This is a genomic window from Eisenbergiella massiliensis, from assembly GCF_003435485.1.
On record NZ_QVLV01000019.1, the window covers coordinates 18,822 to 43,329 of the forward strand.

Sequence of the window (24,508 nt, forward strand, 5' to 3'; positions counted from 1 at the left end):
GATGGCATATGGAAAAGATACTGATATGTGAGGATTCCCAGGAGGGGATTTTTACGGGAATATATGAGGCTTATGCGCAGAAATGTGATCATGACAGTACGCGGATTCAGCTGGGAGAGGAAGGAAATCTGTGTTTATTTGCCGAATACAGGGAAATTGTGCCGGACATACAGAAGGCAGACAAGGTAAGACGGACGGTACTCACAAGGTTTGGGGAAGAATGCTATGAACAGATCTGTTATGCGCTGTCTTCCTGGGAAACGGATAAAGGGCAGGCTGTCTATCAGACTGTTGTGGAAGGGCTGAAGGGACGGATCAGGGGCAGCCTGATGGATCATCTGGGAAACCGCTATGTCCACCGTGCTTTTGAACTGAGCAGGGCGGCCGGAAATGAAGCCCATCATCTGCTGGGATTCCTCAGGTTTGAGGAAACGGCCGGAGGCATCCTGTTTGGGGAAATAGGGCCGAAGAATAATGTGGTGCCGTTTATGATGCCCCATTTTGCAGATCGTTTTCCAAAAGAGAATTTCATTATCTTTGATAAGGGAAGGAAGCTTTATGGAATCCATCAGGCCGGTAAGCCCTGGTTTTTGGCGGGAATGGAGAACGGACCGGAGAAACAGGATCTGGAGTTTAGCGAGGAGGAAAGGCAGATTCAGGAACTTTTCAGGTATTTCTGCCGTAAGATAACGATAAAGGAAAGGGAAAATGAGAAACTGCAGCGGCAGATGCTTCCTTACAGGTTCCAAGAATATATGGTGGAATTTGTAAACAATGAGCAGAAGACAGGCCGGCGGAAAAGCCGGTAACTGCCGGGTATCACACTTTTAAACAAAGAAAGGAGTTTGATTTTGCTCCGCGGGTGACATTATGCAGTATGGCCGTATTTACTGTCATTTTATGTAGAAAAATGGGGGGTTTACATTTACCGCCAATGCTGTATAATATGATAAATCTAAGAAGGTACACGGCGAAAATGCCGTGTTTGTAGCAGTTTCTATTTTATGAAAGGATGAAAGTGTGTGGTAAGTATGAATGGAATCAATCAGTATAAAATTGTGCTGAGACCGGACGAGGTGCAGGAATTTGTAAATGAAGCCTCAAGGTATGATTTCGATATTGACATAGCGTATAACAGCTATGTAGTAGACGCTAAATCTATTCTTGGTGTTTATGGCCTGGACCTTACCCGTGTGTTAACCGTATCCTGCCATGGGTACGATAAAAAATTTGAAAACTACCTCAGAAAATTTGCAATGGCCGGTTAACTGTCTTTCCAAAGCATAATGGATTTGACTCCCTGTAAAGAAGTGTGTACTATCTTTATAGGGAGTTTTTTGATTCTTTTTACAGGCAACAAATAAGGAGGACGGCTTAACGTGGAAATAAGAATATCTGTGCGCAATCTGGTGGAATTTATCCTGCGCAGCGGCAGTATAGACAACCGGAAAAAGGCGGCGCCTGACAATGCAATGGCAGAGGGCGGACGGATACACCGTATGATACAGCGTAGAATGGGATCGGAATATCAGGCAGAGGTGGTCATGCGTTATGTGTGGAATACACCGTCCTATGATCTGATCGTAGAGGGCAGGGCCGACGGCGTAATAAACGGAGAAACCGTGACTATAGATGAGATTAAGGGAACCTACCGGGATCTGGAGAAAATGAAGGGGCCGGTGGATGTGCATCTGGCGCAGGCGAAGTGCTATGCTTTCATGTATGCCGCAGATCATGACAGCGCACAGATGAAGGTGCGTATGACCTATTGCAATATGGAAACGGAAGAACTGCGGTATTTTGTCAGTACGCACAGCAGAGCGGAGCTGGAAGAGTGGTTCATCGGCATTCTGGAGGAATATAAGAAGTGGGCGGATTTTTCCAGTCAGTGGCAGGAGGCAAGGACAGCGTCCATAAGACAGCTGGCCTTTCCTTTTCCCTACAGGGAGGGGCAGAAGGAGCTTGCCACCTATGTATACCAGAGCATCGTCCACAAGCGGAAACTGTTCATTGAGGCGCCTACCGGCGTAGGAAAGACACTTTCCACCGTATTCCCGGCGGTAAAGGCCTTGGGAGAGGGAAAGGCAGAGCGTATATTTTATCTGACAGCCAAGACCATCACCCGCACGGTGGCGGACAATACCTTCCAGCTGCTGCGTGATAAGGGGCTACGTTTTAAGACAGTAATCCTGACAGCCAAGGAAAAGATATGCTTTATGGAGGAAACAGAGTGCAATCCCGGCGCCTGTCCCTATGCGGACGGCCATTATGACAGGATCAACGAAGCTATTTATGATCTGCTCACCCATGAGGACCACTATAACAGGGAGATGGTGGAAACCTATGCCAGGAAATATAAGGTCTGTCCCTTTGAAATGAGCCTGGACATGAGCCTGTTCTCCGATGGAATCATATGTGACTACAATTATGTGTTTGATCCCCATGTTTATTTAAAACGGTTTTTCAGTGACGGAGTGCAGGGACAGTACCTTTTCCTGATTGATGAGGCGCATAATCTGGTGGAACGGGGACGTGAAATGTACAGCGCAGTGCTTGTGAAGGAGGATTTCCTTGCGCTGAAGAAAATTGTTAAGGAATATGATTCCAAAATGGAGCATCAGCTGGATAAATGCAGCAGGGAGCTGCTTCCACTGAAACGGGAATGCGAAGGCTGCCAGGTGGTGTCTTCCATAGACAGCTTTGTGCTGGCGGTGGAGCGTCTTTCGGAAACCATGGAGAAATACCTGGAGGATCATGATGAGAGCCCTGTCAGGGAGGATGTACTGGATTTTTATTTTGAAGTTTCCCACTTCCTTGAGATGTATGACAGGCTGGATGATAATTATGTCATCTATACGGAGCTGGAGGAGGATGACAGCTTCCTGGTCAAGCTGTTCTGCGTGAATCCTTCCGTAAATCTGAAGGAATGTATGGAACGGGCGCGCAGCACTATCCTGTTTTCAGCCACGCTGCTGCCCATTCAGTATTATAAGAGCCTTCTGGGCGGGAATAAGGAAGATTATGAGGTTTATGCACAGTCAACCTTTAATCCCAAGAAAAAAGCACTATATATAGGAAGCGATGTAACCAGCAAATATACCAGGCGCTCCAAAACGGAGTATATCAATATAGCAACCTATCTGCATGAAATTACAAAAATGAGGTATGGAAATTATCTGATTTTCTTCCCCTCCCATTCCTTTTTGCAGAATGTGTATGAGGCTTACGAGGAATATTTCCTGGATGAGGAAAAAGAAGAATGCATCATTCAGGAGGATATTATGAGTGAGGAGGACAGAGAACAGTTCCTCGGGCGTTTCGAAGGGAACAGAGGCTGTGAGCTGGGGGATATGATCCATATGGAGATTGAGGAGGAGCAGGAAAAGAGCCTGCTGGGCTTCTGTGTAATGGGCGGTATTTTCAGTGAGGGCATCGATCTGAAGAACGACAGCCTGATCGGCGCGATCATTGTAGGGACAGGGCTTCCCCAGGTATGTAATGAACGGGAGATACTGAAGAGCTATTTTGATGCTATGGGGAAAAATGGTTTTGATTATGCCTATCGGTATCCGGGAATGAATAAGGTGCTACAGGCTGCAGGAAGAGTGATCCGGACGGCGGAGGATGTGGGAATTGTGGCCCTGCTGGACGACCGGTTCCTGGGAGGGGCCTATCAGCGGCTGTTCCCCAGAGAATGGGACACCTATGAAGTGGTAACGGCGGATCAGGTGGCCCGCCGGGTGGAACGTTTCTGGGACGAGTGGCTATAGTAAAGGAAGGCCCAGGCCGCCGGCAGAGGGTAATACTCTGCCGGCGGCCTGGGTTTTATAAGAGGCATCCTGCTGTCTTAGGTGGGGCATCTCATCTTACGGTTCCTGTAACAAAAATGCGATTTCTTCCTTATAAGGAGGGAGCGTCTTGTCAGGATTTTCCGGATCCGGACGGTAGGGTGTTTCCAGTATCCTGGGAATGCCGGGGAAATCCGGATGGTGTACGATACAGCGCAGCGCTTCGGCGCCGATGGTGCCCTCTCCGATATTGGCGTGGCGGTCTTTTGCCGCGCCCAGGCTGTTTTTGCTGTCATTAATATGAAAAACAGCGATCTGTTGCCTGCCGAGTATCCGGTGGAATTCCTCCATGACCCCGTCAAAGTTATCCACAATGTCGTAGCCTGCGTCATTTACATGGCAGGTATCAAAGCATACCCGCAGCTTGTCATTGCAGGCGACTCCGTCATAGATGGCGGCAAGCTCTTCAAAGCTCCGTCCAATTTCAGAGCCTTTGCCGGCCATGGTTTCCAAAGCTATACATACCGGTGTATCCGGGGTGAGCACCGCATTCAGCCCCCGGACGATTTGGCGGATGCCCGCCTCGCTTCCTGCGCCCACATGGGAGCCGGGATGAAGTACCAGCACGCTGCTGCCCATGGCGGCGGTCCTTTCCAGCTCCAGCGCCAGAAAATCCACAGCCAGGGAATAGGTATCGGGATTTACCGTGTTGGCCAGATTGATAATATAGGGCGCATGCACTACAAAATCCTCGATCCCGTTCTGTTTCATATAATCTTTTGCAGCATCTATATTCAGTTCGCTGACAGGCTTCCGCTTTGTATTCTGGGGCGCGCCGGTATACACCATGAAGGTGTTGGCCCCGTAGGACACGGCTTCGCGCGCCGAACCAAGCAGCATTTCCTTTCCTGCCATTTTTACATGAGATCCGATTTTTATCATAAAAAATACTCCTGTATCAGGTATCTTTTCCGGGTTGCTTTCAGCCGCTTTTCCGGCGGCAGGAAATCAGTATAGCACAGGATTTGCTTTGTGAAAAGATAAAATTTCAGGGAATTATTATGTTGATGTGGATAAAATTGTGGAATGTGCGGATTACCAAAAACGGAGACGATTTTTTTCGGAAATGTCCTGTGGAAAACTTGTTTATGGTGCCATGAATTGTGGATAACTATGTGGAAACTGGGGATTTCTTATGCAGATAATGTCGAATAAATAAGAAATTTGGTACTTATGCACATTTTCACATGATGGTCGATATTGAGTAAAAATGACCCTGTGGTTACTCCAGTTATGTAAATCAATGTGGATAATTCAGAAGCCTTATCCACAAAAAACCCCTTTTTATAGGAGTGGAAAATACTGTGAATTTATGTTATCCACACATCTGGATAAGTGGAAAATTATCACCGGATACGTGGAAAAATACCTGTGAGGAAAGCAGTGGAAAGTGCGACCGGTATATGTTATACTTGCACGGGAAACTTTTATTGCGGAGATTTTTGCGGGTTTCCCTGAAAAGAAGAAAAAAGGAGGACACAGCGATGTGGGCTTACGAAAGCGTTTTTTACCAGATATATCCTCTGGGCTTCTGCGGAGCGCCGTTTGAAAACGACGGGACGCAGCAGGCGCCGGAGACTGCGGGAATACGGAAGGTGATTGACTGGATCGGACATATCAGAAAGCTGGGGGCAAATGCCATATATTTTTCCCCCCTGTTTGAATCCGATACCCATGGATACAATACAAGGGATTTCAGGAAGGTGGACCGCCGCCTTGGCACGAATGAGGATTTTAAGGAGGTTTGCTCCAGGCTTCATGAGGAAGGAATCCGCGTGGTTCTGGACGGGGTGTTTAACCATGTGGGAAGAGGCTTCTGGGCCTTTCAGGATGTGCTGAAGAACAGGGAGAATTCGCCCTATCTTAACTGGTTCCACATTAATCTTGGAGGAAACTCCAATTACAATGACGGCCTCTGGTATGAGGGCTGGGAAGGCAACTACGATCTGGTAAAGCTGAACCTGCGGAATGAAGAGGTCATCAACCATATTTTTGAAAGCATCAGGCTGTGGGTGGAGGAGTTTGATATTGACGGGCTCCGTCTGGATGTGGCTTACTGCCTGGATCACGATTTTGTAAGACGGCTGCGCAGCTTCTGCGACGGGCTGAAGGAGGATTTCTTCCTTGTGGGAGAGATGCTGCACGGGGATTATAAGGTGCTGGTGAATGACGGCATGCTGCATTCCTCCACTAATTATGAGTGTTATAAGGGGCTGTATTCCAGCTTTAACAGCATGAACCTGTTTGAAATTGTCCATTCATTGTTAAGACAGTTCGGTCCTGAAAACTGGACGCTTTACAAAGGGCTGCATCTGCTTTCCTTTGTAGATAACCATGATGTTACGAGAATTGCCAGCATCCTGTCCAATGAGAAGCATCTGCCGTTGATCTATGCGCTGATGTTCGGCATGCCGGGAATTCCCTGTGTATATTATGGAAGTGAATGGGGTGCCAAAGGAAATAAAAGTGAAGGGGATCAGGCGCTGAGGGCCTGCTTCGAAGCGCCCGTGGAAAATGAATTATCTGAATTCATCAGCCGTCTGGCTGAGGCTAAAAAGAACTCCCATGCGCTCAATTACGGCGCATTCCGTTCGGTGGTGCTTACCAATAAGCAATGTATTTTCGAACGCGCTGCCGACGGGGAAAGGGTGCTTGTGGCAATTAATGCGGACAGCGAGCCATATACGGCCCACTTTGATGCGGGCTGCGGCATGGCGGTGGATCTGATTTCAGGAGAAAACCACGATTTTGGCGGAGGAAGCCAGCTTGCGCCCTACAGCGCGTATTTCTGGAAGTGCGAAGCGTAAGGCAGCAGCCGCGGAGGTTTAGAACAGTTACATTGAATCAAAAAAACAGAAGTACCGGGCAGGGCTGCTCCGGCGCTTCTGTTTTTTTATAAAGCCTTTTAAAGATAACCCATGTCGGTACGGCAGGGCGCAGCCGCCGTACATGGCTGTGCAGGGATTACCGGGCGGCCTCGTCCAAAAGACGGCGCACGGCGCGTACAGCGTTTTCATCGGTCTGCCAGATTTCATACTCGCTCATGCCGGGCAGGCCCATGGATACCCGGGGGTTACGAAACTGCATTCCGCTTTCCAGAATCCGTTTCCCGGACATATGATAGGCTGTCAGGGAGGTCTGCTCCAGCAGTGTGCGTACGGCGCCGGCGTTAATGCCTGCGCCGGCCAGAATTGTGAGATCAGGTCCGGCCTGCGCCTGAAGCTTCTTAAGAAGCTCAATGCCCTCCAGACAGGACGGAGCCTGGCCGGAAGTGAGGATGGTGTTGATTCCCAGGGCCTTTGCCTGCTCCAGGGCCTCAAACGGATCCCGGCACATGTCAAAAGCGCGGTGAAGCGTTACGGACATACCCTCCGCCGCTTCCATCAGCTGTTTCATGGCTTCCATATCCAGCCTTCCTTCAGGCGTAAGGCAGCCGATAACCACACCTTCCGCACCTGCCTGGCGGAACTGTTTAACTTCCTCCAGGATTATCTGGAATTCTTCCTGGGAATAAAGAAAATCGCCAAAACGGGGACGTATCAGCGCATGGATCCGTATGCTGCTGTGCCTGCGGATCTGCCGGTAAAGAGCCAGCGTGGGTGTGGTTCCGCCTATAATCAGGTTGGAACAAAGCTCAAGCCTGTCGGCGCCGCCTTTTTCCGCCAGCAGTGCGGATTCTGCGGAATCAACGCAGCATTCCAGTAAATAAGAAGACATAGCATTCCCTCCAAATCAGTTAATACAGTACATTGACCGTGAACAGTAACATTGTGTTAGTTTAAGAAAATACAGTGTTTTGTACCAGGGTAAATCCGGTGCATCTGCACTAAGTGTAACATAGTACGGACATAAATTCCACAGCGGAACCGCCGTTGACTGCGGCTGCAGCTGCCTGAAAACCGCGAAAAATAAGGAAATATGAATAAATATGGAGAAAACTGCGATAAATGTGTACGAACTGTGAACAAAATCTTATGAAATTCATAATTTGTTAAAAAAGTTTATAAAAACTATTTACAAGTTTAGAGAAACATGTTATTCTCATTTTCGTAATAAAGATTCAGCCGGATATCCAGCTGAGCGTTCGATTAGGAGGAGAATTAATTATGAAGAAAAAATTAGTAGCAGTTTTAACAGCAGCAGTTATGACATCCGCTCTTATGGTAGCTTGTGGTTCCAGCGATGCAGCAGCACCTGCAGAATCTACCGTAGCAGCAACTGAATCCGTAGTTGAAAGCTCCGTAGCAGAAAGCTCTGAAGTAGAGTCTACTGTAGAAGAGAGCACAGAAGCAGCTTCCACCGAAGCTACTGTAGAAGCTACAACAGAAGAAGCTACAACTGAAGAAGCAAGCACAGAAGCAACTGAAACTGCTTCTACCGAAGCTGAAGCTACTGAGACAGCTACAGAGTCTACAACAGCAGCTGAATAATTCAGCCGGTTATTCTAATAAAATAATAAGAAAGCAGGATTTTCCGCCACATGGAAGATCCTGCTTTTTTATTATTTTATAGGAAGGTTCTTCCTGCGGCCAACAGGGCGGGCAGGCTTTTCCGTTGGCTTCCGGCCGAAATAAGAGACAGCGCAAAATTATAGGGCAACGGAAATCCGCCGCCCTGAATCGGTCAGGAAATATGCAGCCTGGGCGCCAGCCTGTTGGCCAGGAAACAGCCGGCAAGACCTGCAAGGACGCCAAAGATAAGGCCGAAAAATACATCCGTGGGATAGTGTACATACAGATAAAGGCGGGAGAAAGCGATACAGGCCGCCAGGATCAAAGCCGGTATGCCAAAACGCCTGTTGTTTTTCATAATGGCAGTTGCAGAAGCAAAAGAGGCAAAGGTATGGCCTGAGGGGAAGGAAAAATCCAGCGGCGGCGGTATCAGCAGCTCAATGGCCGTATTTACGGTAAAGGGCCGCAGCCTTGCTACCAGAGGCTTCATGATCATATTGCCGGTTACGAGCATAATCAGCAGGGCAATGGCGGAGGCAAGGCCTGTTTTCCTCGTTTTCGGGATAATAAGCAGCACAAGGGTAAGCAGGATCCAGAAAATACCCGCATTTCCCAGAGCGGAAATAAAGGGCATAATCACATCCAGAAATTCATTTCGCAGCAGATGCTGTACAGCGTTTAAAAAATCAATTTCCCAGCTCATAGGTTATCCTTTCGTAACTGTCCGGCGTCCGTACAGTTATTTTTCTTTTTCTATTTTTTTCCTGACAACAATGAAACAGATAAAATGGGCTATGGCGGTTACAAGCCAGGTGACCGGATAGGACAGGTAGAGTACAAACAGGCTCCGGTGCCACTGGAAGATGGTAAATATCCAGACAATCCGCAGTCCGCAGGCCCCGGCCAGCGATACAATCATGGGGAGCACGGAATAATTCAGACCGCGCAGGCTTCCCACAAGAACATCCATCATGCCGCACAGGAAATACACCGTACAGATGACCTGCATACGCATCAGGCCGTATTGGATGACCTCCGGATCGGAAGAATAAATATGCAGCAGCCTGTCTCCCAGGAAGTAGGCGGCATTGCCCATGACCAGCCCGACAGTGAAGACGAGCAGCTCACAGGTAATGAGGATTTTGTTGATACGTTCTTTTTTCCCGGCGCCCAGGTTCTGGCTGGTAAAGCTCAGGGAAGCCTGGTAGAAGGAGTTCATTGAGGTATAGACGAAGCCTTCCAGATTACTGGAGGCAGTGCTTCCCGCCATGGCTATGGAGCCGAAGGAATTGATGGAGGACTGGATCAGGACGTTTGAAATGGAAAAAACAGCGCCCTGCATTCCGGCCGGCAGCCCGATCCGTATCATCTGGATTAGCTTATCCTTATGAATATGGAGCTTATTCAGATACAGCTTAAAGCATCCTGTCTCATGAATCAGGCAGCGCAGCACCAGCAGTGCGGAAACGCACTGGGAAATAACGGTGGCTGTTGCAACGCCCGCAACACCCATATGGAAGCAGATGACAAAAATCAGGTTGAGAACCACATTGATGACGCCGGCGGCAAACAGAAAATACAGGGGTCTCTGGGTATCCCCTGTGGCGCGCAGTATGGCGGCGCCGAAGTTATAAAGCATGGTGGCGGGCATTCCCACAAAATAAATACGCATATACAGCGCTGCCTGCCCCAGGACGTTATCGGGAGTTCCCATCAGGGTCAGGAGCGGTTTGGCAAGAAGGATGCCGAAGAAAATGAGAAAGGTGCCGCACAGGAGACTGAGCAGGACGGAGGTATGGACCGTCTCGCTGACCGCCTTTTCGTGTCTGGCGCCCATATAGTTGGCAACCAGGACATTGGTGCCGATGGAGAGGCCGATAAATACGTTTACCAGCAGGTTGATGAGGGAGCCTGTGCTTCCTACGGCGGCCAGAGCCTCATGGCCGGCAAACCGGCCCACAACAACAATATCGGCCGCGTTGAATAAAAGCTGCAGGATGCCGGAAAACATAAGAGGGACGGCAAATTTCAGTAATTTTCCGGTTAGGGGACCGTTGCACATGTCGATTTCATAGGATTTTGTCTTCATGATATGCGGGATTTCCTTTTTTATGTATATTCAGAAAAATTTATAAATTTCCATAATTACCCTGAACGGATAATTATATTATAGATTGTACCTCTGTTTTCGAGGGAAAACAAGGGGGGACATCGTGCCTGCGGAAGTTGGTTACCGTTAATTAAAAAAAGGTGTTGACAACAGTTCATACTATTGTTATAGTAGTAATAGAACAAATAAAACAAATGCAGATACAGGAGGGCAATGTGTATGAATATTTCAAAATTTACACAGAAATCCATGGAAGCCGTGGAACGGTGCCAGAAGCTGGCCTATGAATACGGCAACCAGGAAATAGAAGAAGAACATCTGCTCTACAGCCTCCTTACCATAGAAGACAGCCTGATACTTAAGCTGATTGAGAAAATGGGTATTCAGAAGGAGCACTTTGTTAACCGGGTGGAGAACGCGGTGAGCAAGCGTGTCAAGGTGCAGGGCGGACAGGTTTATGTGGGAAGGGAGCTGAATCAGGTGCTTACCTCCGCAGAGGATGAGGCAAGGCAGATGGGAGACGAATATGTTTCCGTGGAGCATCTTTTCCTGAGCATGATCAAGCATCCCAATAAGGAAATCAAGGCTATCTGGACCGAATACGGCGTTACCAGGGAACGGTTTCTGCAGGCGCTTTCCACAGTGCGGGGCAACCAGAGGGTAACCAGCGACAATCCGGAGGCTACCTATGATACGCTGGAGAAGTACGGCGAGGACCTGGTGGAGAAAGCGAGGAACCAGAAGCTTGATCCGGTAATCGGCAGGGATGCGGAGATCCGTAACGTTGTCCGTATCCTTTCCAGAAAGAGCAAGAACAATCCGGTCCTTATCGGTGAACCCGGCGTGGGCAAGACGGCTGTTGTGGAGGGCCTTGCCCAGAGAATTGTGCGCGGCGATGTGCCCCAGGGACTGAAGGATAAGAAGATTTTCGCACTGGATATGGGCGCGCTGGTGGCGGGCGCGAAGTACAGAGGCGAGTTTGAGGAGCGTCTGAAGGCCGTGCTTGAGGACGTGAAGAACAGCGAAGGCCAGATTATACTTTTCATAGATGAGCTGCATACCATTGTGGGGGCAGGTAAGACGGAAGGAAGCATGGATGCCGGAAATATGCTCAAGCCCATGCTGGCCAGGGGCGAGCTGCACTGCATCGGCGCAACCACGCTGGACGAGTACCGCCAGTATATTGAAAAGGATGCGGCACTGGAACGCCGTTTCCAGCCTGTTATGGTGGATGAACCCACGGTGGAGGACACCATTTCCATCCTCCGCGGACTGAAGGAGAGGTATGAAGTATTCCATGGCGTGAAAATTATGGATAACGCGCTGGTAAGCGCCGCCATCCTGTCCAACAGATATATTTCTGACCGTTTCCTGCCGGATAAGGCCATTGACCTGGTGGATGAGGCCTGTGCCCTGATTAAGACGGAGCTGGATTCCATGCCTACCGAGCTGGATGAACTTCAGCGTAAAATCATGCAGATGGAAATCGAAGAGGCTGCGCTGAAAAAAGAAGAGGATCGGCTGAGCCAGGAGCGTCTTACGGACCTGCAGAAGGAACTGGCGGAGCTGAAGGAGGAATTCCAGAACAGAAAGGCCCAGTGGGATAATGAAAAGGCAAGCGTGGAGAAGCTGTCGAAGCTGCGTGAACAGATAGACGCCATCCAAAGCCAGATAGAAATCGCCCAGAGGGAGGGAGATCTGGAAAAAGCGGCGGAGCTGAGCTACGGCCGGCTGCCGGAGCTGCGCAGACAGCTGGAGCTGGAAGAAGAGAAGGTTAAAAATGAAGATCTGTCCCTGGTACACGAAAGTGTAAGCGAGGATGAAATTGCCAGAATCGTGTCCCGGTGGACCGGAATACCGATTTCCAAGCTGACGGAGAGCGAGAGGAACAAGACGCTGCATCTGGACGAGGAGCTTCATAAGAGGGTGATTGGCCAGGATGAAGGCGTTACCAAGGTGACGGAGGCAATTATCCGTTCCAAGGCCGGCATTAAAGACCCTACCAAGCCTATTGGCTCCTTCCTGTTCCTGGGACCTACCGGCGTAGGTAAGACAGAGCTTGCAAAGGCGCTTGCAGCGGCGTTGTTTGATGATGAAAACAATATGGTCCGTATTGATATGAGTGAATATATGGAGAAATACTCCGTGTCCAGGCTGATCGGAGCGCCTCCCGGATACGTGGGCTATGAAGAAGGCGGACAGCTGACCGAAGCGGTCAGAAGAAAGCCCTACTCGGTGGTGCTGTTTGATGAAATAGAGAAAGCCCATCCGGATGTATTCAATGTACTGCTTCAGGTGCTTGACGACGGCCGGATTACGGATTCCCAGGGAAGGACGGTAGACTTTAAAAACACCATCCTGATCATGACTTCCAATATCGGAGCCAATTATCTGCTGGAGGGCATCAGCCACGATGGCGAGATTACGGAGGAAACGGAAAATTATGTAATGGCGGATCTGCGCGCTCATTTCAGGCCGGAGTTCTTGAACCGTCTGGATGAAATCATACTGTTCAAGCCGCTTACCAAAGATAATATCGGGGGCATAATCCGCCTGATTATCGGGGATTTGAACAAACGTCTTTCCGACAGGGAGCTGACGATTGAACTTACCCCTGCGGCAGAGGAATTTGTTGTGGATAATGCATATGATCCGGCATACGGCGCAAGGCCGCTGAAGAGATATATTCAGAAGTATGTAGAGACGCTTTCCGCGAAGCTGATTCTGCAGGATGCAGTGGGAGAGGGCGATACCATCCTTATAGATGTAAAGGACGGCAGTCTGGAAGCCCACAGGAAGGAAGTCCCCGCCAATATGTAACAGCGCGGGCATCGGCCCATAATTCGGCAATCGTTAATGGCCGGCAGCCGGCGGCGGTCCTGGGAACTGGATTTTGCGCCAGCCATGAAGGCGTCGGACTGTAAAACTTTAAATGAAAATAAAATCCCCTTCGGTGTGAGATATACACCGGAGGGGATTTTGTAATGGCTCAAAAAATATGGATGCTAAATCCGAACTTGTATTCCAGAACCGAACTTGCATTCCAGAAAGTTCAGCTATCTGAATTGTTACATGATTTTGCCGGCTGAAATACAATGCTATTTTTCAGCCTTATTCTCATCATCTTTTTTCCCGGCGCCAAGACGGCCCATCAGAGCCACGACCAGGCTGATAATAATGATAACGGTGAAAATCCCAACCATACCCTTTCCCATGATGGACAGGGTAATTAAAAAATTATTCCACATAAAAAATACTCCTTTCCGTAACAGTAAGTTAACCTGCGGTTAAAAGCGCCTGTCCTGCAAACAGGTAGGAAACCGGGCTGAAATCGTCCGTCCTGCAAACAGGCGGAAGCCAGGCTGAAATCGTCCGTCCTGCAGACAGGCGGAAACCAGGCTGAAATCGTCCGTCCTACAGATAAGCGGAAACCAGGCTGATAACCAGGCCACCCGCGATAACGGAAGCAATCTGGCCGGAAACATTGACACCGGTCGCCTGCATGATAAGTATATTGCCGGGATCCTCCTTCATGGCCATCTTCTGTACGACTCTGGCGGACATGGGGAAGGCCGAAATACCGGCGGCGCCTATCATGGGATTGATTTTTTCCTTGCGGAACAGGTTCAGGACCTTGGCAAAAAGAACGCCGCCGATGGTGTCGAATACGAAAGCCACAAGGCCGAGCACCATGATCAGCAGGGTGTCAAGGCGTACGAAGGCATCCGCTCTCATGCTGAAGGAAATGGTGATTCCCAGAAGCAGGGTAATCAGGTTGGCAAGGGAGGTCTGGGCGGTATCGGAAAGATTTCCCAGGACGCCGCATTCACGGAGCAGGTTGCCGAACATCAGGAAACCGACCAAAGATACGGAGGCGGGGGAAATCAGTCCTACCAGGAAGGTAACAATTATCGGGAAAAGGATCCTGGTGGTCTTTGTAACCGGTCTGGCCGGTTTGGCGGGCATGCGGATCCGTCTTTCCTTTTTCGTGGTGACCAGACGGATGGCAAAGGGCTGTACAATGGGAACCAGCGCCATGTAAGAATAAGCGGCGACGGCAATTGGGCCGACATACCTGGAACCCAGAACCTGGGAAACCAGAATGGAGGTGGGGCCGTCGGCAGCGCCGATGATTCCTATGGATGCGGCATCCTTCAAATCAAAGCCCATCAGTGCGGCGGCGCAGATGGCAAAGAAAATACCAAACTGGGCGGCAGCGCCGAAAAGGAACATAACGGGCTGGGAGAGAAGGGGACCGAAGTCAATCATGGCTCCGATACCGATAAACAGCAGAATCGGGAGCGCTTCGGAGGCCTCAATCCCTACGTTGAACAGCCATTCAATGATGCCGTTAACCTCTCCGATGCCGGACATGGTCTGGTTGATGACGCCGGACAGCGGAAGATTGACGAGAATGGCGCCGAAGCCCATGGGCAGAAGCAGCGCAGGCTCGTACTCCTTTTTGATTGCGAGGTAAATGAGCAGGAGGCCGACAAGATACATAACTACCTGCTGGGGGGTGATGGACAGTAATCCTTCATAAATGAATTCCATACTTTTTCATCCTTTCTTTGTGGTGGTAAAATGTTGCAGGGCTGCAGCGGCATGTACATTTTACGGGAAGCGTCAGGCTCTTACAGTAATGGTAAAGCAAAAACGCCGCCCGGGAAAATTCCTGTAAAACCATAAAAAAAGAGACCTTCGGCGTACGCCAAAAGTCTCGTTCTTTCTTCACAGAAAGTGTACAACCATGATTCAGCCTGCCTGTCCCGGCATACGGTACTGTAAATCTGCGTTTCCCGTGATGCGGACGGCCTGAATCAGGGTATGTTGATTGTACATGGATACTACTCCCCTTTAACTTATCTTCAGAATAGCATCAAAAAAGAAGCTATGTCAAGTCCATTTCATAATATGAACAAAATATATACATGAATTCAGGGGGGGAGTGGCGTGTGTCGCTCTGCCCGGAGCTGGTTTTGTCCCCGGAGACGTCAGCGGCGGCGATGCAGTTCCCCCCTGTCCATAGGACTGTCTGCCCGGCGTTCTGCTTTCCGGGAGGGAAGGGGGCTATTTGCTTGTTCGGACGCAAAAATGGGAAATTTCTAACCCGGCCGGTTTACCGGTCCGATGTTGAATGACGCAAAACTCCTCTCTTCGTTCGTCAGACAGCGTCATTCGGGCGAACATCGGACCGGTAAACCGGCCAGGTAAGAAATTGTCACCATTTTTGTGTGACTCCCATGCAAATAGCCCCCATCCCTCCCGGAAAGCAGAACGCTGGGCAGACAGTCCCATGGACAGGGGGAAACTGCATCACCATCGCTGACGTCTCCGGGGACAAAACCAGCTCCGGGCAGAGTGACACACGCCTTGTAGCAGGAATAAGTATTGGAGGAATTGTTCGGGGATGGAATTGGCTGTTTGGGGAAAGAGATTTAGTGGCAGCAGGCTGGGCTAAGAAGAATTAAAAGAAAATAAGCCGGGTTTCTTGAAAGAAGGGCGGGGATTGCCTATAATAGGGGAGGCGCCTGCTGGTGAATTTGCGGGGCGGGTGATGGTGCAGGGGATGTTGGGGCTGTGAAAGGATTAGGCGGTTGCGGCTGATTTTTTGGATGATTATGGAGGTAGTGTTATGGTGATGCCTGAGGATCCGGTGATGCTGTTGAGTTTTGTGAATATGAAGCTCAGGGATTTTTATGGGAGTCTGGATGCGTTGTGCGAGGAGTGCGGCGTGGATAAGGCCGGGCTTGTGGAAAAACTGAAGAAGATAGATTATGTTTATGATGAGGAGAGAAACCAGTTTGTCTGATAAGAGGATAACGGTAAGGCGGGACGGGGAAGAGCGGGTGATCGAAGCGCCTGTGGGAGCAGGATTTCTCAGTCTTTTGAAGATGCATGGGTTCCCTTTGGTGTGTTGTAATGGGAAGGGGACGTGCGGGCGGTGCCGGATTTTGTTCGAGGGGCAGAGGGCGCTGCTGCCTGTGGCGGCGGACAGGATCGCTTTTTCGGCGGAGGAGCTGAGACAAGGATACCGGCTGGCGTGTATGCACCGGGTACAGGGGGATTGTACTGTGCGGGTGGAGTTCGTGGAAAGCAGGGCGGTGGAGGCGGTTACGACTCATGGCGGCGGGATAAGGGACGGCAGTGCAGGTGCCGCCAAATGCAGCAGCGCGGCGAATGGAGGGATGCCGGGCCGTAGCGCAGAGTATCTGATCGCAGTTGACCTGGGGACGACAACGGTGGCCATGCAGGCTGTGGCAGCGGATTCCCTGCGGGAGCTGAAGCGGGGAGGAAGGCTGCGTATCCTGGGGGAATACAGCTGTATGAATCCGCAGCGCAGGTGGGGGAGTGATGTGATTTCCAGGTTGCAGGCGGCGGAAAGGGGAGAGGCCGGAGAACTGGCAGAGGCTGTGAGAGATGTCCTGGAAGAGGGTGTGGAACAGCTTTGCGGTGAACTGGGCGGGAGGCCGGAGAGTATCTGGCTGGCGGGAAATACTTCGATGGAGCATCTGCTGATGGAGCTGGATACGCGGACGCTTGGAAGATATCCTTTTACTCCGGTATGCCTGCAGGAAATGTGTCTTCCCGGAAGGCAGGGGAAGGACGGCGTTTCGGGACAGGAGATCCGTTTATTGCCGGGAATATCGGCTTTTGTGGGCGCAGATATTACGGCGGGGCTTCTGGCCTGCGGTTTTGCAGAGTGTGAAGACGGGGAATGCAGATTGTTTATTGATCTCGGGACGAATGGGGAAATGGCAATCGGCAGAGGAGACAGGCTCATCTGTACGGCGGCCGCGGCCGGCCCGGCTTTTGAAGGCGGCGCAGGAGTTAATGTGCCGGGAACGGATATGATTGCATTGCTGGCAGAAATGCTGGAGGGCGGTGTGATTGATGAGACAGGCCTGCTTAAAGAGCCTTTTTTTGATACGGGCTGGCAGAAGGGAGAGCTGCGTATTACACAGCAGGATATCCGCGGGTTGCAGATGGCAAAAGCAGCGGTATGCGCGGGTGTGGAGCTGCTGATGGAAGCTATGGGAACGGATGCCTCCCGGATTGACAAGGTCTTTCTGGCCGGCGGTTTCGGTTATTTCCTGGATGTGGAAAAGGCGGCCTGGATCGGTTTATTCCCTCCGCAGCTGGCGGGAAGGGTGACTGCGGTGGGGAATACCTCGCTTTTGGGAGCCTGCCTTTATGGCGGGGAGGAATCCCTGCGGGAAAAAGCGGAAGCCATGTGCCGCAGGGCCGAGGTGCTGAATCTGGCAGAATTGCCGGGATTTGAGCAAAAATATCTGGAACGGCTAAATTTTTAACCGGTGCTTTCCGTCGGGGAATTATCAGACATTGTATATGTCTGAGTGTGACTGTTCAGGATCTTCACAGTTACATACGTTTGCGTTGACAGTTAAATGAATGGAGTAAAAAACTGCCCGTCAGGGAACCTGTATTTTGCTCCGCAAAACTAAAATCAGGAGTAAAATCATTTCCTTTTCAGAGGACGCGCATTTTACTCCATAAAAACAGGAGGATAAAAAGATGAAACTTGTGATTATTGAACCGCTCGGCGTAGAAAAGGAGAAGCTTCTTGCGCTGGCAGAGGAAAAACTGGAAGGAAAGGTGGAAATCGTATATTATGATACCCGCGTTACGGATACGGAAACGTTGATAGAACGGGCGAAGGATGCGGATATTCTCGCTTTTTCCAATCTGCCCTTTAAAAAAGAGGTGCTGGAGCACTGTGATAATCTGAAGATGATTTCCGTGGCTTTTACGGGTGTGGATCATGTGGCTATGGATTACTGCCGGGAAAGAGGAATCCTGGTGAGCAACTGCGCCGGATATTCCAATACGGCGGTGCCGGAGCTTGTGTTCGGCATGGTGCTGAATCTTTACCGGTATATTATTGAGTGCAATCAGGCTGTCCGTGAGGGAAAGGATAAGACCGGGCTTGTGGGACAGGAGCTGGAAGGAAAAAAATTCGGCATCATTGGAATGGGCGCAATAGGGACAAGGACCGCGCAGCTTGCCAGGGCATTTGGATGTGAGGTTTACGGTTATAACAGGAGCCCCAGAGAAACAGAAGGCGTCACCATGACGGATATGGATACTCTTTTGCGGGAATGCGATATTGTATCACTCCATGTACCGCTGACCGAACAGACAAAGGGGCTGATAGGGGAGGCGCAGCTTCGTCTGATGAAGCCCAATGCGATTCTTGTCAATACGGCAAGAGGGCCGGTGGTGGACAGCCAGGCGCTAGCGGCAGCCCTGGAAGAGGGAAGGATTGCCGGAGCGGCAGTGGATGTATTTGAAACAGAGCCTCCCATCAGCGAGGATCATCCGCTTCTGAAAGCGCCCAGGCTGCTTGCCACGCCTCATGTGGCTTTTGCTACAAAGGAGGCCCTTTATAAGAGGGCGGTTATTGTATTCGATAATATTGCATGCTATCTGGACGGGAAGCCGCAGAACGTGATGTAATAAGGACCGCTGTTCGGCAGGCCAGGTCAGCGTATTCGCTTCGCGAACCTGCACACGGTACCAGGAAGGAATGATAATTTTCCGTCCTGCTGCATATAGTATGAAAGAAAGCGGAAACCAGAGGTCAGTGTCATGCTGAAGGGAAAAAGATGGATAGCGTTCCTGACGATAGTACTTTTTACGGCGGCTTTGTCCTATTTTGCAAGAGAGAAAAACGGGGCCGCAAGGCAGGAAGCGTGGTCCTCCCATACACTGGCGGACGCCGGCTATGAGGATGAAGCGCCATATAAGGGCAAGGTGGCCCTGACCTTTGACGATGGCCCGCATCCGGTATGTACGCCGCAGCTTTTGGACGGCCTGAAAAAAAGAGATGTGAAGGTGACTTTTTTTGTGACGGGGGAAAACGTGGAGAGCTATCCTGAAATTGTAAAAAGAGCCAGCGAGGACGGTCATCTCATTGGAAACCATACCTTCCATCATGTACAGCTGACTGCGGCAAATTCAGATGATTTTAAAAAAGAAATTATTTCAACCAACGATATTATCCAGGAGGTGACCGGAAAGGAAACCTCCTTTATCCGTCCGCCCTACGGTTCCTGGGATAAAAAATATGAAAAGGAGCTGAACATGTTTCCTGTGCTCTGGGATGTGGACCCTCTGGACTGGTGCTCCACAAACGTGGATAAAATCGTGAGGAGCGTGCTTGCGGGAACGAAGGAAAACAGCATAATCCTGATGCATGATTCCTATGATTCCACGGTGACGGCAGCGCTTCAGGTGGTGGATATCCTGAAAGCGGAAGGATATGAATTCGTGACGGTTGACGAGATTTTGTTTGACTGAAGCTTTGCGGGAATGATATGGGAAAAACAGCGCCGCCTCAGACCGCTTCCATCGTAAGGAGATGGAAAGGAAGCTGTTTGAAGCGGCAGGGCAGCTGCCTGCGGCGGCATTGCTTTTCCTCAGGGGCAGCCTGGTATTTCTTCCGATACTGCAAATCCGGGTTATGAAGCTGGCAGTCATGGTTATGAAACTGTCAGTCCTGGTTTTCTTTTTTATCCTTTTCTCTCATCTGTTCCATTTCTTTTTCACTCATTTCGGGCGCGCCGAAGGGATATAATTCACGGTAAGCTTCCAGTGTTTTTTCATGGACGGTGCCGGCGGGAATCAGACCCGTGCAGTCATAGGCGGATACGGCGCTGGTGTAGTCCTGATCTTCGGGAATATTGTAATCTTCATCTTTCATGGGATATTTCCTCCTTTTGGATTTTAGTATATGGAGAGCGGATAAAATTATGCGGCGTGTGTCCTTTGGCAGTATTTCAGCGGCTGCACATGGAGGGAATTCCTGAATCATTTTCTTGCGGTCAGTGCGGTAAATGCGCAGACCTGCCTGAACCGCTGCCGAGGCCTGTCTTTTTTTAAAATCCCTGGCCGGCGCTGATTGATTTCACGGTTGCGGGACGTTATAATAGAGGAAGCCGACGCAAAAAAAGTACGGCATCAGGAGAAAAATACAATGGATTTATTTGATTATATGAGAGAAAACAGTATGGAGAAGGAATCCCCGCTGGCGGCCAGGCTGCGGCCAACAACGCTGGACGAGGTGGTGGGGCAGCAGCATATTATCGGAAAGGACAAGCTGCTCTATCGCGCGATCCAGGCGGATAAAATCAGCTCCATCATTTTTTACGGCCCGCCCGGAACAGGGAAAACCACGCTGGCAAAGGTGATCGCCAATACCACAAGTGCGGAGTTCACCCAGATTAATGCAACTGTCGCCGGGAAAAAGGATATGGAGGAGGTCGTGGCCAAGGCGAAGGATACCATGGGCATGTATGGGAAAAAAACGATCCTGTTCATCGATGAAATCCATCGTTTTAATAAAGGGCAGCAGGATTATCTTCTTCCGTTCGTGGAGGACGGAACCGTAATTCTGATCGGCGCGACCACGGAGAACCCGTATTTTGAGGTGAACGGCGCTCTGCTTTCGCGTTCCATTATTTTTGAATTAAAGCCTCTGTCCAGGGAGGATATAAAGGAGCTTCTGCGGCGGGCTGTCTATGACAGGCAGAAGGGGATGGGCGCCTACGACGCGGAGATAGATGAGGACGCCATGGATTTCCTTGCCGATGTGGCGGGAGGGGATGCCAGGCATGCGCTGAATGCCATAGAGCTGGGGATTATGACCACGCCGCGGGCCGCGGACGGAAAAATCCACGTAACGCTGGAGGTGGCGGGCGAATGCATTCAGAAGCGTGTGGTGAAATATGATAAGACTGGGGACAACCATTATGATACGATTTCGGCCTTTATCAAAAGCATGCGGGGGTCGGATCCGGACGCTGCGGTCTATTATCTGGCAAAAATGCTTTATGCCGGGGAAAGTATCACCTTCATTGCGCGCCGTATCATGATTTGCGCCTCGGAGGATGTGGGAAATGCGGATCCCCAGGCGCTTCAGGTGGCTGTGAGCGCATCGCTGGCGGTGGAGCGGGTAGGCATGCCGGAGGCCCAGATCATTCTGGCGAATGCGGTGACTTATGTAGCCTGCGCGCCTAAAAGCAACGCAGCGGTGTGCGCCATTGACGCGGCCATGCGTTGTGTCCAGGAAACAGGAAATCTGCCGGTGCCCCCGCACCTGCAGGATGCCCATTATAAAGGAGCGGCAAAATTGGGACACGGACTTGATTATAAATATGCTCATAATTATCCGAATAATTATGTCAGACAGCAGTATCTGCCTTATGAACTAAGCGGAAGAGAATTCTACAAACCTTCGGGAAACGGTTATGAAGTGAAAATAAAAGAGCATATGAAGCGCATTAAAAAAGAAGCGGCGCTGCCGGAAGAGGAAGAAAAATATAACGGCGGGGATGTGCCGAAAAGAGGATAGTAAAAAACCCTGACATATACACAGTATTGTTGTGTGTATGCCAGGGTTTTTATAATTAAAATAACTGTTCCGTCAGGTATTGGTAAATTTCCTTGTTTTTCTTCTGCCAGTTGGCGCAGATGGAAGCTGCCAGCTCCTGGGTAGGGACGGAAATACGGATGTTCACCAGATCCACGTCCTTGTCCTTTGCCACCAGCTGGGCTTCAAATTCCCCGTTTACCAGCTTGTAAAAATTCCCCTGGATAGAGGATTCGTTGCGCAGCTCCAGCTTATGATTTTTAAAATAATCGATAATGTCGCTTTTGATGGCATCGCTGATCCGGTTTTCAAAATAGTGTAGGGTATCGCGCCCTTCGTCGGTGATCTGCAGCTGTGTCCTGTTCAGTATTGTCCGGGATTCAGCCAGACCGGTTTCCATCAGTTCGGAAATGGCTGTCTGCAGGGTCAGAAAATTGGTGTATTCCTTATCCAGGACGAATTCACTGATCTGCGCTGTGGTCAGGGGAAATGTGACCCTGTCCAGCATGTACAGTACAATTAATTTGTAAAGAGTCAAAGGTTCCTGATTCATAGCATTGTCCTTGTCTGATTGAGGAGAGCTTCATGCGCTGATGAAGCGTATTCAATACGTTACGTTTGTTACGGCTCCAGTCCGGAGCTATCAAAAGGCTTTTCGGGCCGTCGCCGGTTACCCGGTGGATGACGATATCGGGCGAAAGGGCGGCAATGCATGTTATTAAAAGGGTAAGGTAGGAATCCAGGGTGAGCACCTGCACCTTACCTGCGCGGTACTCACCGGCCAGGTCAGTATTGTCAAGTATATGCAGAAGCTGCAGCTTGATTCCGAAAATCCCGCACCCATTAAGGAAACGGATGGTTTCCAGGACCATTTCCGTTGTTTCTCCGGGAAGACCCAGGATTACGTGCACGATAACCGGAATCCTGGCGGCGTGCAGTCGGTCACAGGCATGGGTGAAACAGGAAAGCGCATAGCCTCTGCGGATATACCGTGCGGTTTGTTCATGGATGGTCTGCAGTCCCAGTTCGATCCAGATGAACTTGTCCGGATAATCACTTTTCAGGCCTTCCAGCAGCGCCATGACTTCATTTCCAAGGCAATCCGGCCTTGTTGCGATAGAGATGCCGGCAATATCCGGTTCAGAAAGCGCCTGCCTGTAAACGGAATCCAGATAGGATACAGGTCCGTAGGTATTAGTATAGGCCTGAAAATAAGCGATATAGCGGCTGCCTGTCTTTTTGGCCCGAAGAAGCTGTTTGCCGGCTGTCAGCTGTTCAGGGATGGAAAGGGCGCTTCCGGGAGTAAAATCACCGCTGCCGCCTGCGCTGCAGAAAATACAGCCCCGGGTATCCAGCGTCCCATCCCGGTTGGGGCAGGTTAAACCTGCATCCAGCGCTATTTTATATAATTTTTCACCATAGGTGTTCTTACACCAGGCGTCCAGGGAATAATAGGGCTTGCCATGATAATCCATAGTCCTATTTCCGGATGTGTGATTTTACAGCTTCGGCTACCACTTCCGCAACCTTCGGATTAAAGGCTTCAGGCATGATATTGTTTTCGTTCAGTTCCCCGTCAGGCACAAGGGATGCGATGGCGAGCGCGGCGGCCAGCTTCATTTCTTCCGTAATCTGTGTGGCCCGGCCTTCCAGCGCGCCCTTGAAAATTCCGGGGAAGGCCACCACGTTGTTAACCTGGTTGGGGAAGTCGCTCCGGCCTGTGCCTACGACTTTTGCGCCCGCGGCTTTTGCAATATCAGGCATGATTTCGGGAACCGGATTGGCCATGGCAAAAAGGATGGCATCCTTGTTCATGGAAGAAACCATTTCCGCGGTTACGATTCCGGGAGCAGAAACACCTATAAAGATGTCAGCGCCTTTCATGGCGTCGGCCAGAGTGCCGTTTTCTCCCTGAAGATTGGTGACCTCCATCATTTTTTCCTGCATCCAGTTCAAATCCTTCGTATCCCTGGAAAGGATGCCGGATTTATCGCACATGATAATATTGGGGAAGCCATAGGTCAGAAGCAGCCTGGTGATGGCAATTCCTGCGCTGCCTGCGCCGTTTACCACGATGCGGCAGTCTTCCTTTTTCTTTCCGGTAACCTTCAGGGCGTTGATGATTCCTGCGAGAACCACGATAGCTGTTCCGTGCTGATCGTCATGGAAAACAGGAATATCCAGGGTGGCTTTCAGCCGTTCCTCAATTTCAAAGCAGCGGGGAGCGCTGATATCTTCCAGGTTGATTCCTCCGAAGCCGGGAGCCATCCAGGTTACCGCCTTGATGATTTCCTCCGTGTCCTGTGTGTCAAGGCAGATGGGGACGGCATTGACGCCGCCGAATTCTTTAAAAAGGACGGCCTTCCCTTCCATGACGGGCATAGCGGCATAGGGGCCGATGTTCCCAAGGCCCAGGACCGCGGAGCCGTCGGAAACCACGGCAATGGTGTTGGCCTTGATGGTATAGGTATAAGCGGCTTCCTTATCATTGGCTATCACCTTGCATGGCTCCGCCACGCCGGGGGTATAGGCGAGTGACAGCGCCTCTCTTGATTTAACGGGTGTTTTGGAAACGGTTTCTATTTTACCATTCCATTCTTTATGTAATTCCAGTGCTTTTTCGTTGGTTGTCATGATTTTTCCTCCCATTTGTTTTTCCGGCAGGGTAACGCTACAGAAGTATCATATAATATTTGGTTTCGATTCG

The 24,508-nt window shown here is 50.3% G+C and carries 21 protein-coding genes; 11 read left to right on the plus strand and 10 right to left on the minus strand.

Annotated elements, in window-relative coordinates:
- Positions 1-8 precede the first annotated feature (8 nt).
- The 3 genes from DXC51_RS21320 (at position 9) to DXC51_RS21330 (ending at position 3,770) form a co-directional block, all read left to right on the plus strand.
- Positions 9-809 carry a TIGR03915 family putative DNA repair protein gene (locus tag DXC51_RS21320; RefSeq protein ID WP_117545372.1) on the plus strand — a complete coding sequence of 267 codons (801 nt, stop codon included), beginning with the start codon at positions 9-11 and terminating at the stop codon, positions 807-809.
- A 222-nt stretch (positions 810-1,031) separates the two neighbouring features.
- A complete protein-coding gene (locus tag DXC51_RS21325; RefSeq protein ID WP_021635433.1) occupies positions 1,032-1,268 on the plus strand; it encodes an HPr family phosphocarrier protein in 237 nt (78 codons plus the stop codon).
- Positions 1,269-1,379: 111 nt separating this feature from the next.
- Entirely contained in the window at positions 1,380-3,770 is a 2,391-nt protein-coding gene (locus DXC51_RS21330; protein WP_117545373.1) for an ATP-dependent DNA helicase, read from the plus strand.
- A 96-nt stretch (positions 3,771-3,866) separates the two neighbouring features.
- Here the strand turns inward: DXC51_RS21330 and DXC51_RS21335 are convergent, their stop codons facing one another.
- Positions 3,867-4,730 (minus strand): deoxyribonuclease IV, encoded by an 864-nt coding sequence (locus DXC51_RS21335; protein ID WP_181970156.1) that lies wholly within the window; start codon positions 4,728-4,730, stop codon positions 3,867-3,869.
- Positions 4,731-5,332: 602 nt separating this feature from the next.
- Here DXC51_RS21335 and DXC51_RS21340 point away from each other — a divergent pair.
- Complete coding sequence (locus tag DXC51_RS21340; RefSeq protein ID WP_021635439.1) at positions 5,333-6,655, plus strand: alpha-amylase family glycosyl hydrolase; 1,323 nt, start codon at positions 5,333-5,335, stop codon at positions 6,653-6,655.
- A gap of 157 nt (positions 6,656-6,812) precedes the next feature.
- Here DXC51_RS21340 and DXC51_RS21345 read toward each other — a convergent pair whose 3' ends face one another.
- Entirely contained in the window at positions 6,813-7,565 is a 753-nt protein-coding gene (locus tag DXC51_RS21345) for a copper homeostasis protein CutC (RefSeq protein WP_021635440.1), read from the minus strand.
- Between the two features lie 389 nt (positions 7,566-7,954).
- On the opposite strand from DXC51_RS21345, the gene DXC51_RS21350 reads away from it, so the two are divergent.
- Positions 7,955-8,278 carry a hypothetical protein gene (locus DXC51_RS21350; protein WP_021635442.1) on the plus strand — a complete coding sequence of 108 codons (324 nt, stop codon included), beginning with the start codon at positions 7,955-7,957 and terminating at the stop codon, positions 8,276-8,278.
- Between the two features lie 193 nt (positions 8,279-8,471).
- Here DXC51_RS21350 and DXC51_RS21355 read toward each other — a convergent pair whose 3' ends face one another.
- Entirely contained in the window at positions 8,472-9,002 is a 531-nt protein-coding gene (locus tag DXC51_RS21355; protein WP_021635444.1) for a phosphatase PAP2 family protein, read from the minus strand.
- Positions 9,003-9,038: 36 nt separating this feature from the next.
- The gene (locus DXC51_RS21360; protein WP_117545374.1) at positions 9,039-10,388 is read right to left on the minus strand and encodes an MATE family efflux transporter; all 1,350 of its coding nucleotides are present in this window, start codon (positions 10,386-10,388) and stop codon (positions 9,039-9,041) included.
- Positions 10,389-10,628: 240 nt separating this feature from the next.
- On the opposite strand from DXC51_RS21360, the gene clpB reads away from it, so the two are divergent.
- Positions 10,629-13,229, plus strand: a complete 2,601-nt coding sequence (clpB, locus tag DXC51_RS21365; protein ID WP_117545375.1) for an ATP-dependent chaperone ClpB — start codon at positions 10,629-10,631, stop codon at positions 13,227-13,229.
- Between the two features lie 278 nt (positions 13,230-13,507).
- Here the strand turns inward: clpB and DXC51_RS21370 are convergent, their stop codons facing one another.
- The gene (locus DXC51_RS21370; RefSeq protein WP_117545376.1) at positions 13,508-13,657 is read right to left on the minus strand and encodes a hypothetical protein; all 150 of its coding nucleotides are present in this window, start codon (positions 13,655-13,657) and stop codon (positions 13,508-13,510) included.
- Positions 13,658-13,823: 166 nt separating this feature from the next.
- Entirely contained in the window at positions 13,824-14,963 is a 1,140-nt protein-coding gene (locus tag DXC51_RS21375; RefSeq protein ID WP_117545377.1) for a sodium ion-translocating decarboxylase subunit beta, read from the minus strand.
- A 1,081-nt stretch (positions 14,964-16,044) separates the two neighbouring features.
- Here DXC51_RS21375 and DXC51_RS21385 point away from each other — a divergent pair.
- The 4 genes from DXC51_RS21385 (at position 16,045) to DXC51_RS21400 (ending at position 19,730) form a co-directional block, all read left to right on the plus strand.
- Complete coding sequence (locus DXC51_RS21385) at positions 16,045-16,221, plus strand: DUF4250 domain-containing protein (protein WP_021635451.1); 177 nt, start codon at positions 16,045-16,047, stop codon at positions 16,219-16,221.
- On the plus strand, positions 16,214-17,722 hold the full coding sequence (locus DXC51_RS21390) for an ASKHA domain-containing protein (protein WP_181970157.1): 1,509 nt from the start codon (positions 16,214-16,216) through the stop codon (positions 17,720-17,722). Before DXC51_RS21385 ends, DXC51_RS21390 begins: the two co-directional genes overlap by 8 nt.
- Before the next feature lie 223 nt (positions 17,723-17,945).
- Positions 17,946-18,887: a 2-hydroxyacid dehydrogenase gene (locus tag DXC51_RS21395; protein WP_021635453.1), complete on the plus strand. Its 942-nt coding sequence runs from the start codon at positions 17,946-17,948 to the stop codon at positions 18,885-18,887.
- A 132-nt stretch (positions 18,888-19,019) separates the two neighbouring features.
- A complete protein-coding gene (locus tag DXC51_RS21400; RefSeq protein ID WP_025490505.1) occupies positions 19,020-19,730 on the plus strand; it encodes a polysaccharide deacetylase family protein in 711 nt (236 codons plus the stop codon).
- A gap of 193 nt (positions 19,731-19,923) precedes the next feature.
- Here DXC51_RS21400 and DXC51_RS21405 read toward each other — a convergent pair whose 3' ends face one another.
- Complete coding sequence (locus tag DXC51_RS21405; protein ID WP_025490506.1) at positions 19,924-20,133, minus strand: hypothetical protein; 210 nt, start codon at positions 20,131-20,133, stop codon at positions 19,924-19,926.
- Between the two features lie 273 nt (positions 20,134-20,406).
- On the opposite strand from DXC51_RS21405, the gene DXC51_RS21410 reads away from it, so the two are divergent.
- Positions 20,407-21,783 carry a replication-associated recombination protein A gene (locus DXC51_RS21410; RefSeq protein WP_025490507.1) on the plus strand — a complete coding sequence of 459 codons (1,377 nt, stop codon included), beginning with the start codon at positions 20,407-20,409 and terminating at the stop codon, positions 21,781-21,783.
- A 55-nt stretch (positions 21,784-21,838) separates the two neighbouring features.
- On the opposite strand, the gene DXC51_RS21415 is transcribed toward DXC51_RS21410, so the two are convergent.
- Genes DXC51_RS21415 through DXC51_RS21425 form a run of 3 tightly spaced genes read right to left on the minus strand, consistent with a single transcriptional unit; the run spans position 21,839 to position 24,435 of the window.
- Positions 21,839-22,354, minus strand: a complete 516-nt coding sequence (locus DXC51_RS21415; RefSeq protein WP_021635457.1) for a DUF4364 family protein — start codon at positions 22,352-22,354, stop codon at positions 21,839-21,841.
- Complete coding sequence (locus DXC51_RS21420) at positions 22,263-23,276, minus strand: tRNA modification radical SAM protein MnmL/YtqA (RefSeq protein ID WP_117545380.1); 1,014 nt, start codon at positions 23,274-23,276, stop codon at positions 22,263-22,265. Before DXC51_RS21420 ends, DXC51_RS21415 begins: the two co-directional genes overlap by 92 nt.
- Before the next feature lie 4 nt (positions 23,277-23,280).
- Entirely contained in the window at positions 23,281-24,435 is a 1,155-nt protein-coding gene (locus DXC51_RS21425) for an NAD(P)-dependent malic enzyme (RefSeq protein WP_117545431.1), read from the minus strand.
- Between the last annotated feature and the right edge of the window lie 73 nt (positions 24,436-24,508).

Coding starts and splice junctions, on each gene's coding strand:
- DXC51_RS21320 (WP_117545372.1), top strand. CDS start 9: ATGGAAAAGATACTGATATGTGAGGATTCCCAGGAGGGGATTTTTACG.
- DXC51_RS21325 (WP_021635433.1), top strand. CDS start 1,032: ATGAATGGAATCAATCAGTATAAAATTGTGCTGAGACCGGACGAGGTG.
- DXC51_RS21335 (WP_181970156.1), bottom strand. CDS start 4,730: ATGATAAAAATCGGATCTCATGTAAAAATGGCAGGAAAGGAAATGCTG.
- DXC51_RS21340 (WP_021635439.1), top strand. CDS start 5,333: ATGTGGGCTTACGAAAGCGTTTTTTACCAGATATATCCTCTGGGCTTC.
- DXC51_RS21345 (WP_021635440.1), bottom strand. CDS start 7,565: ATGTCTTCTTATTTACTGGAATGCTGCGTTGATTCCGCAGAATCCGCA.
- DXC51_RS21350 (WP_021635442.1), top strand. CDS start 7,955: ATGAAGAAAAAATTAGTAGCAGTTTTAACAGCAGCAGTTATGACATCC.
- DXC51_RS21355 (WP_021635444.1), bottom strand. CDS start 9,002: ATGAGCTGGGAAATTGATTTTTTAAACGCTGTACAGCATCTGCTGCGA.
- DXC51_RS21360 (WP_117545374.1), bottom strand. CDS start 10,388: ATGAAGACAAAATCCTATGAAATCGACATGTGCAACGGTCCCCTAACC.
- clpB (WP_117545375.1), top strand. CDS start 10,629: ATGAATATTTCAAAATTTACACAGAAATCCATGGAAGCCGTGGAACGG.
- DXC51_RS21370 (WP_117545376.1), bottom strand. CDS start 13,657: ATGTGGAATAATTTTTTAATTACCCTGTCCATCATGGGAAAGGGTATG.
- DXC51_RS21375 (WP_117545377.1), bottom strand. CDS start 14,963: ATGGAATTCATTTATGAAGGATTACTGTCCATCACCCCCCAGCAGGTA.
- DXC51_RS21385 (WP_021635451.1), top strand. CDS start 16,045: ATGGTGATGCCTGAGGATCCGGTGATGCTGTTGAGTTTTGTGAATATG.
- DXC51_RS21395 (WP_021635453.1), top strand. CDS start 17,946: ATGAAACTTGTGATTATTGAACCGCTCGGCGTAGAAAAGGAGAAGCTT.
- DXC51_RS21400 (WP_025490505.1), top strand. CDS start 19,020: ATGCTGAAGGGAAAAAGATGGATAGCGTTCCTGACGATAGTACTTTTT.
- DXC51_RS21405 (WP_025490506.1), bottom strand. CDS start 20,133: ATGAAAGATGAAGATTACAATATTCCCGAAGATCAGGACTACACCAGC.
- DXC51_RS21410 (WP_025490507.1), top strand. CDS start 20,407: ATGGATTTATTTGATTATATGAGAGAAAACAGTATGGAGAAGGAATCC.
- DXC51_RS21415 (WP_021635457.1), bottom strand. CDS start 22,354: ATGAATCAGGAACCTTTGACTCTTTACAAATTAATTGTACTGTACATG.
- DXC51_RS21420 (WP_117545380.1), bottom strand. CDS start 23,276: ATGGATTATCATGGCAAGCCCTATTATTCCCTGGACGCCTGGTGTAAG.
- DXC51_RS21425 (WP_117545431.1), bottom strand. CDS start 24,435: ATGACAACCAACGAAAAAGCACTGGAATTACATAAAGAATGGAATGGT.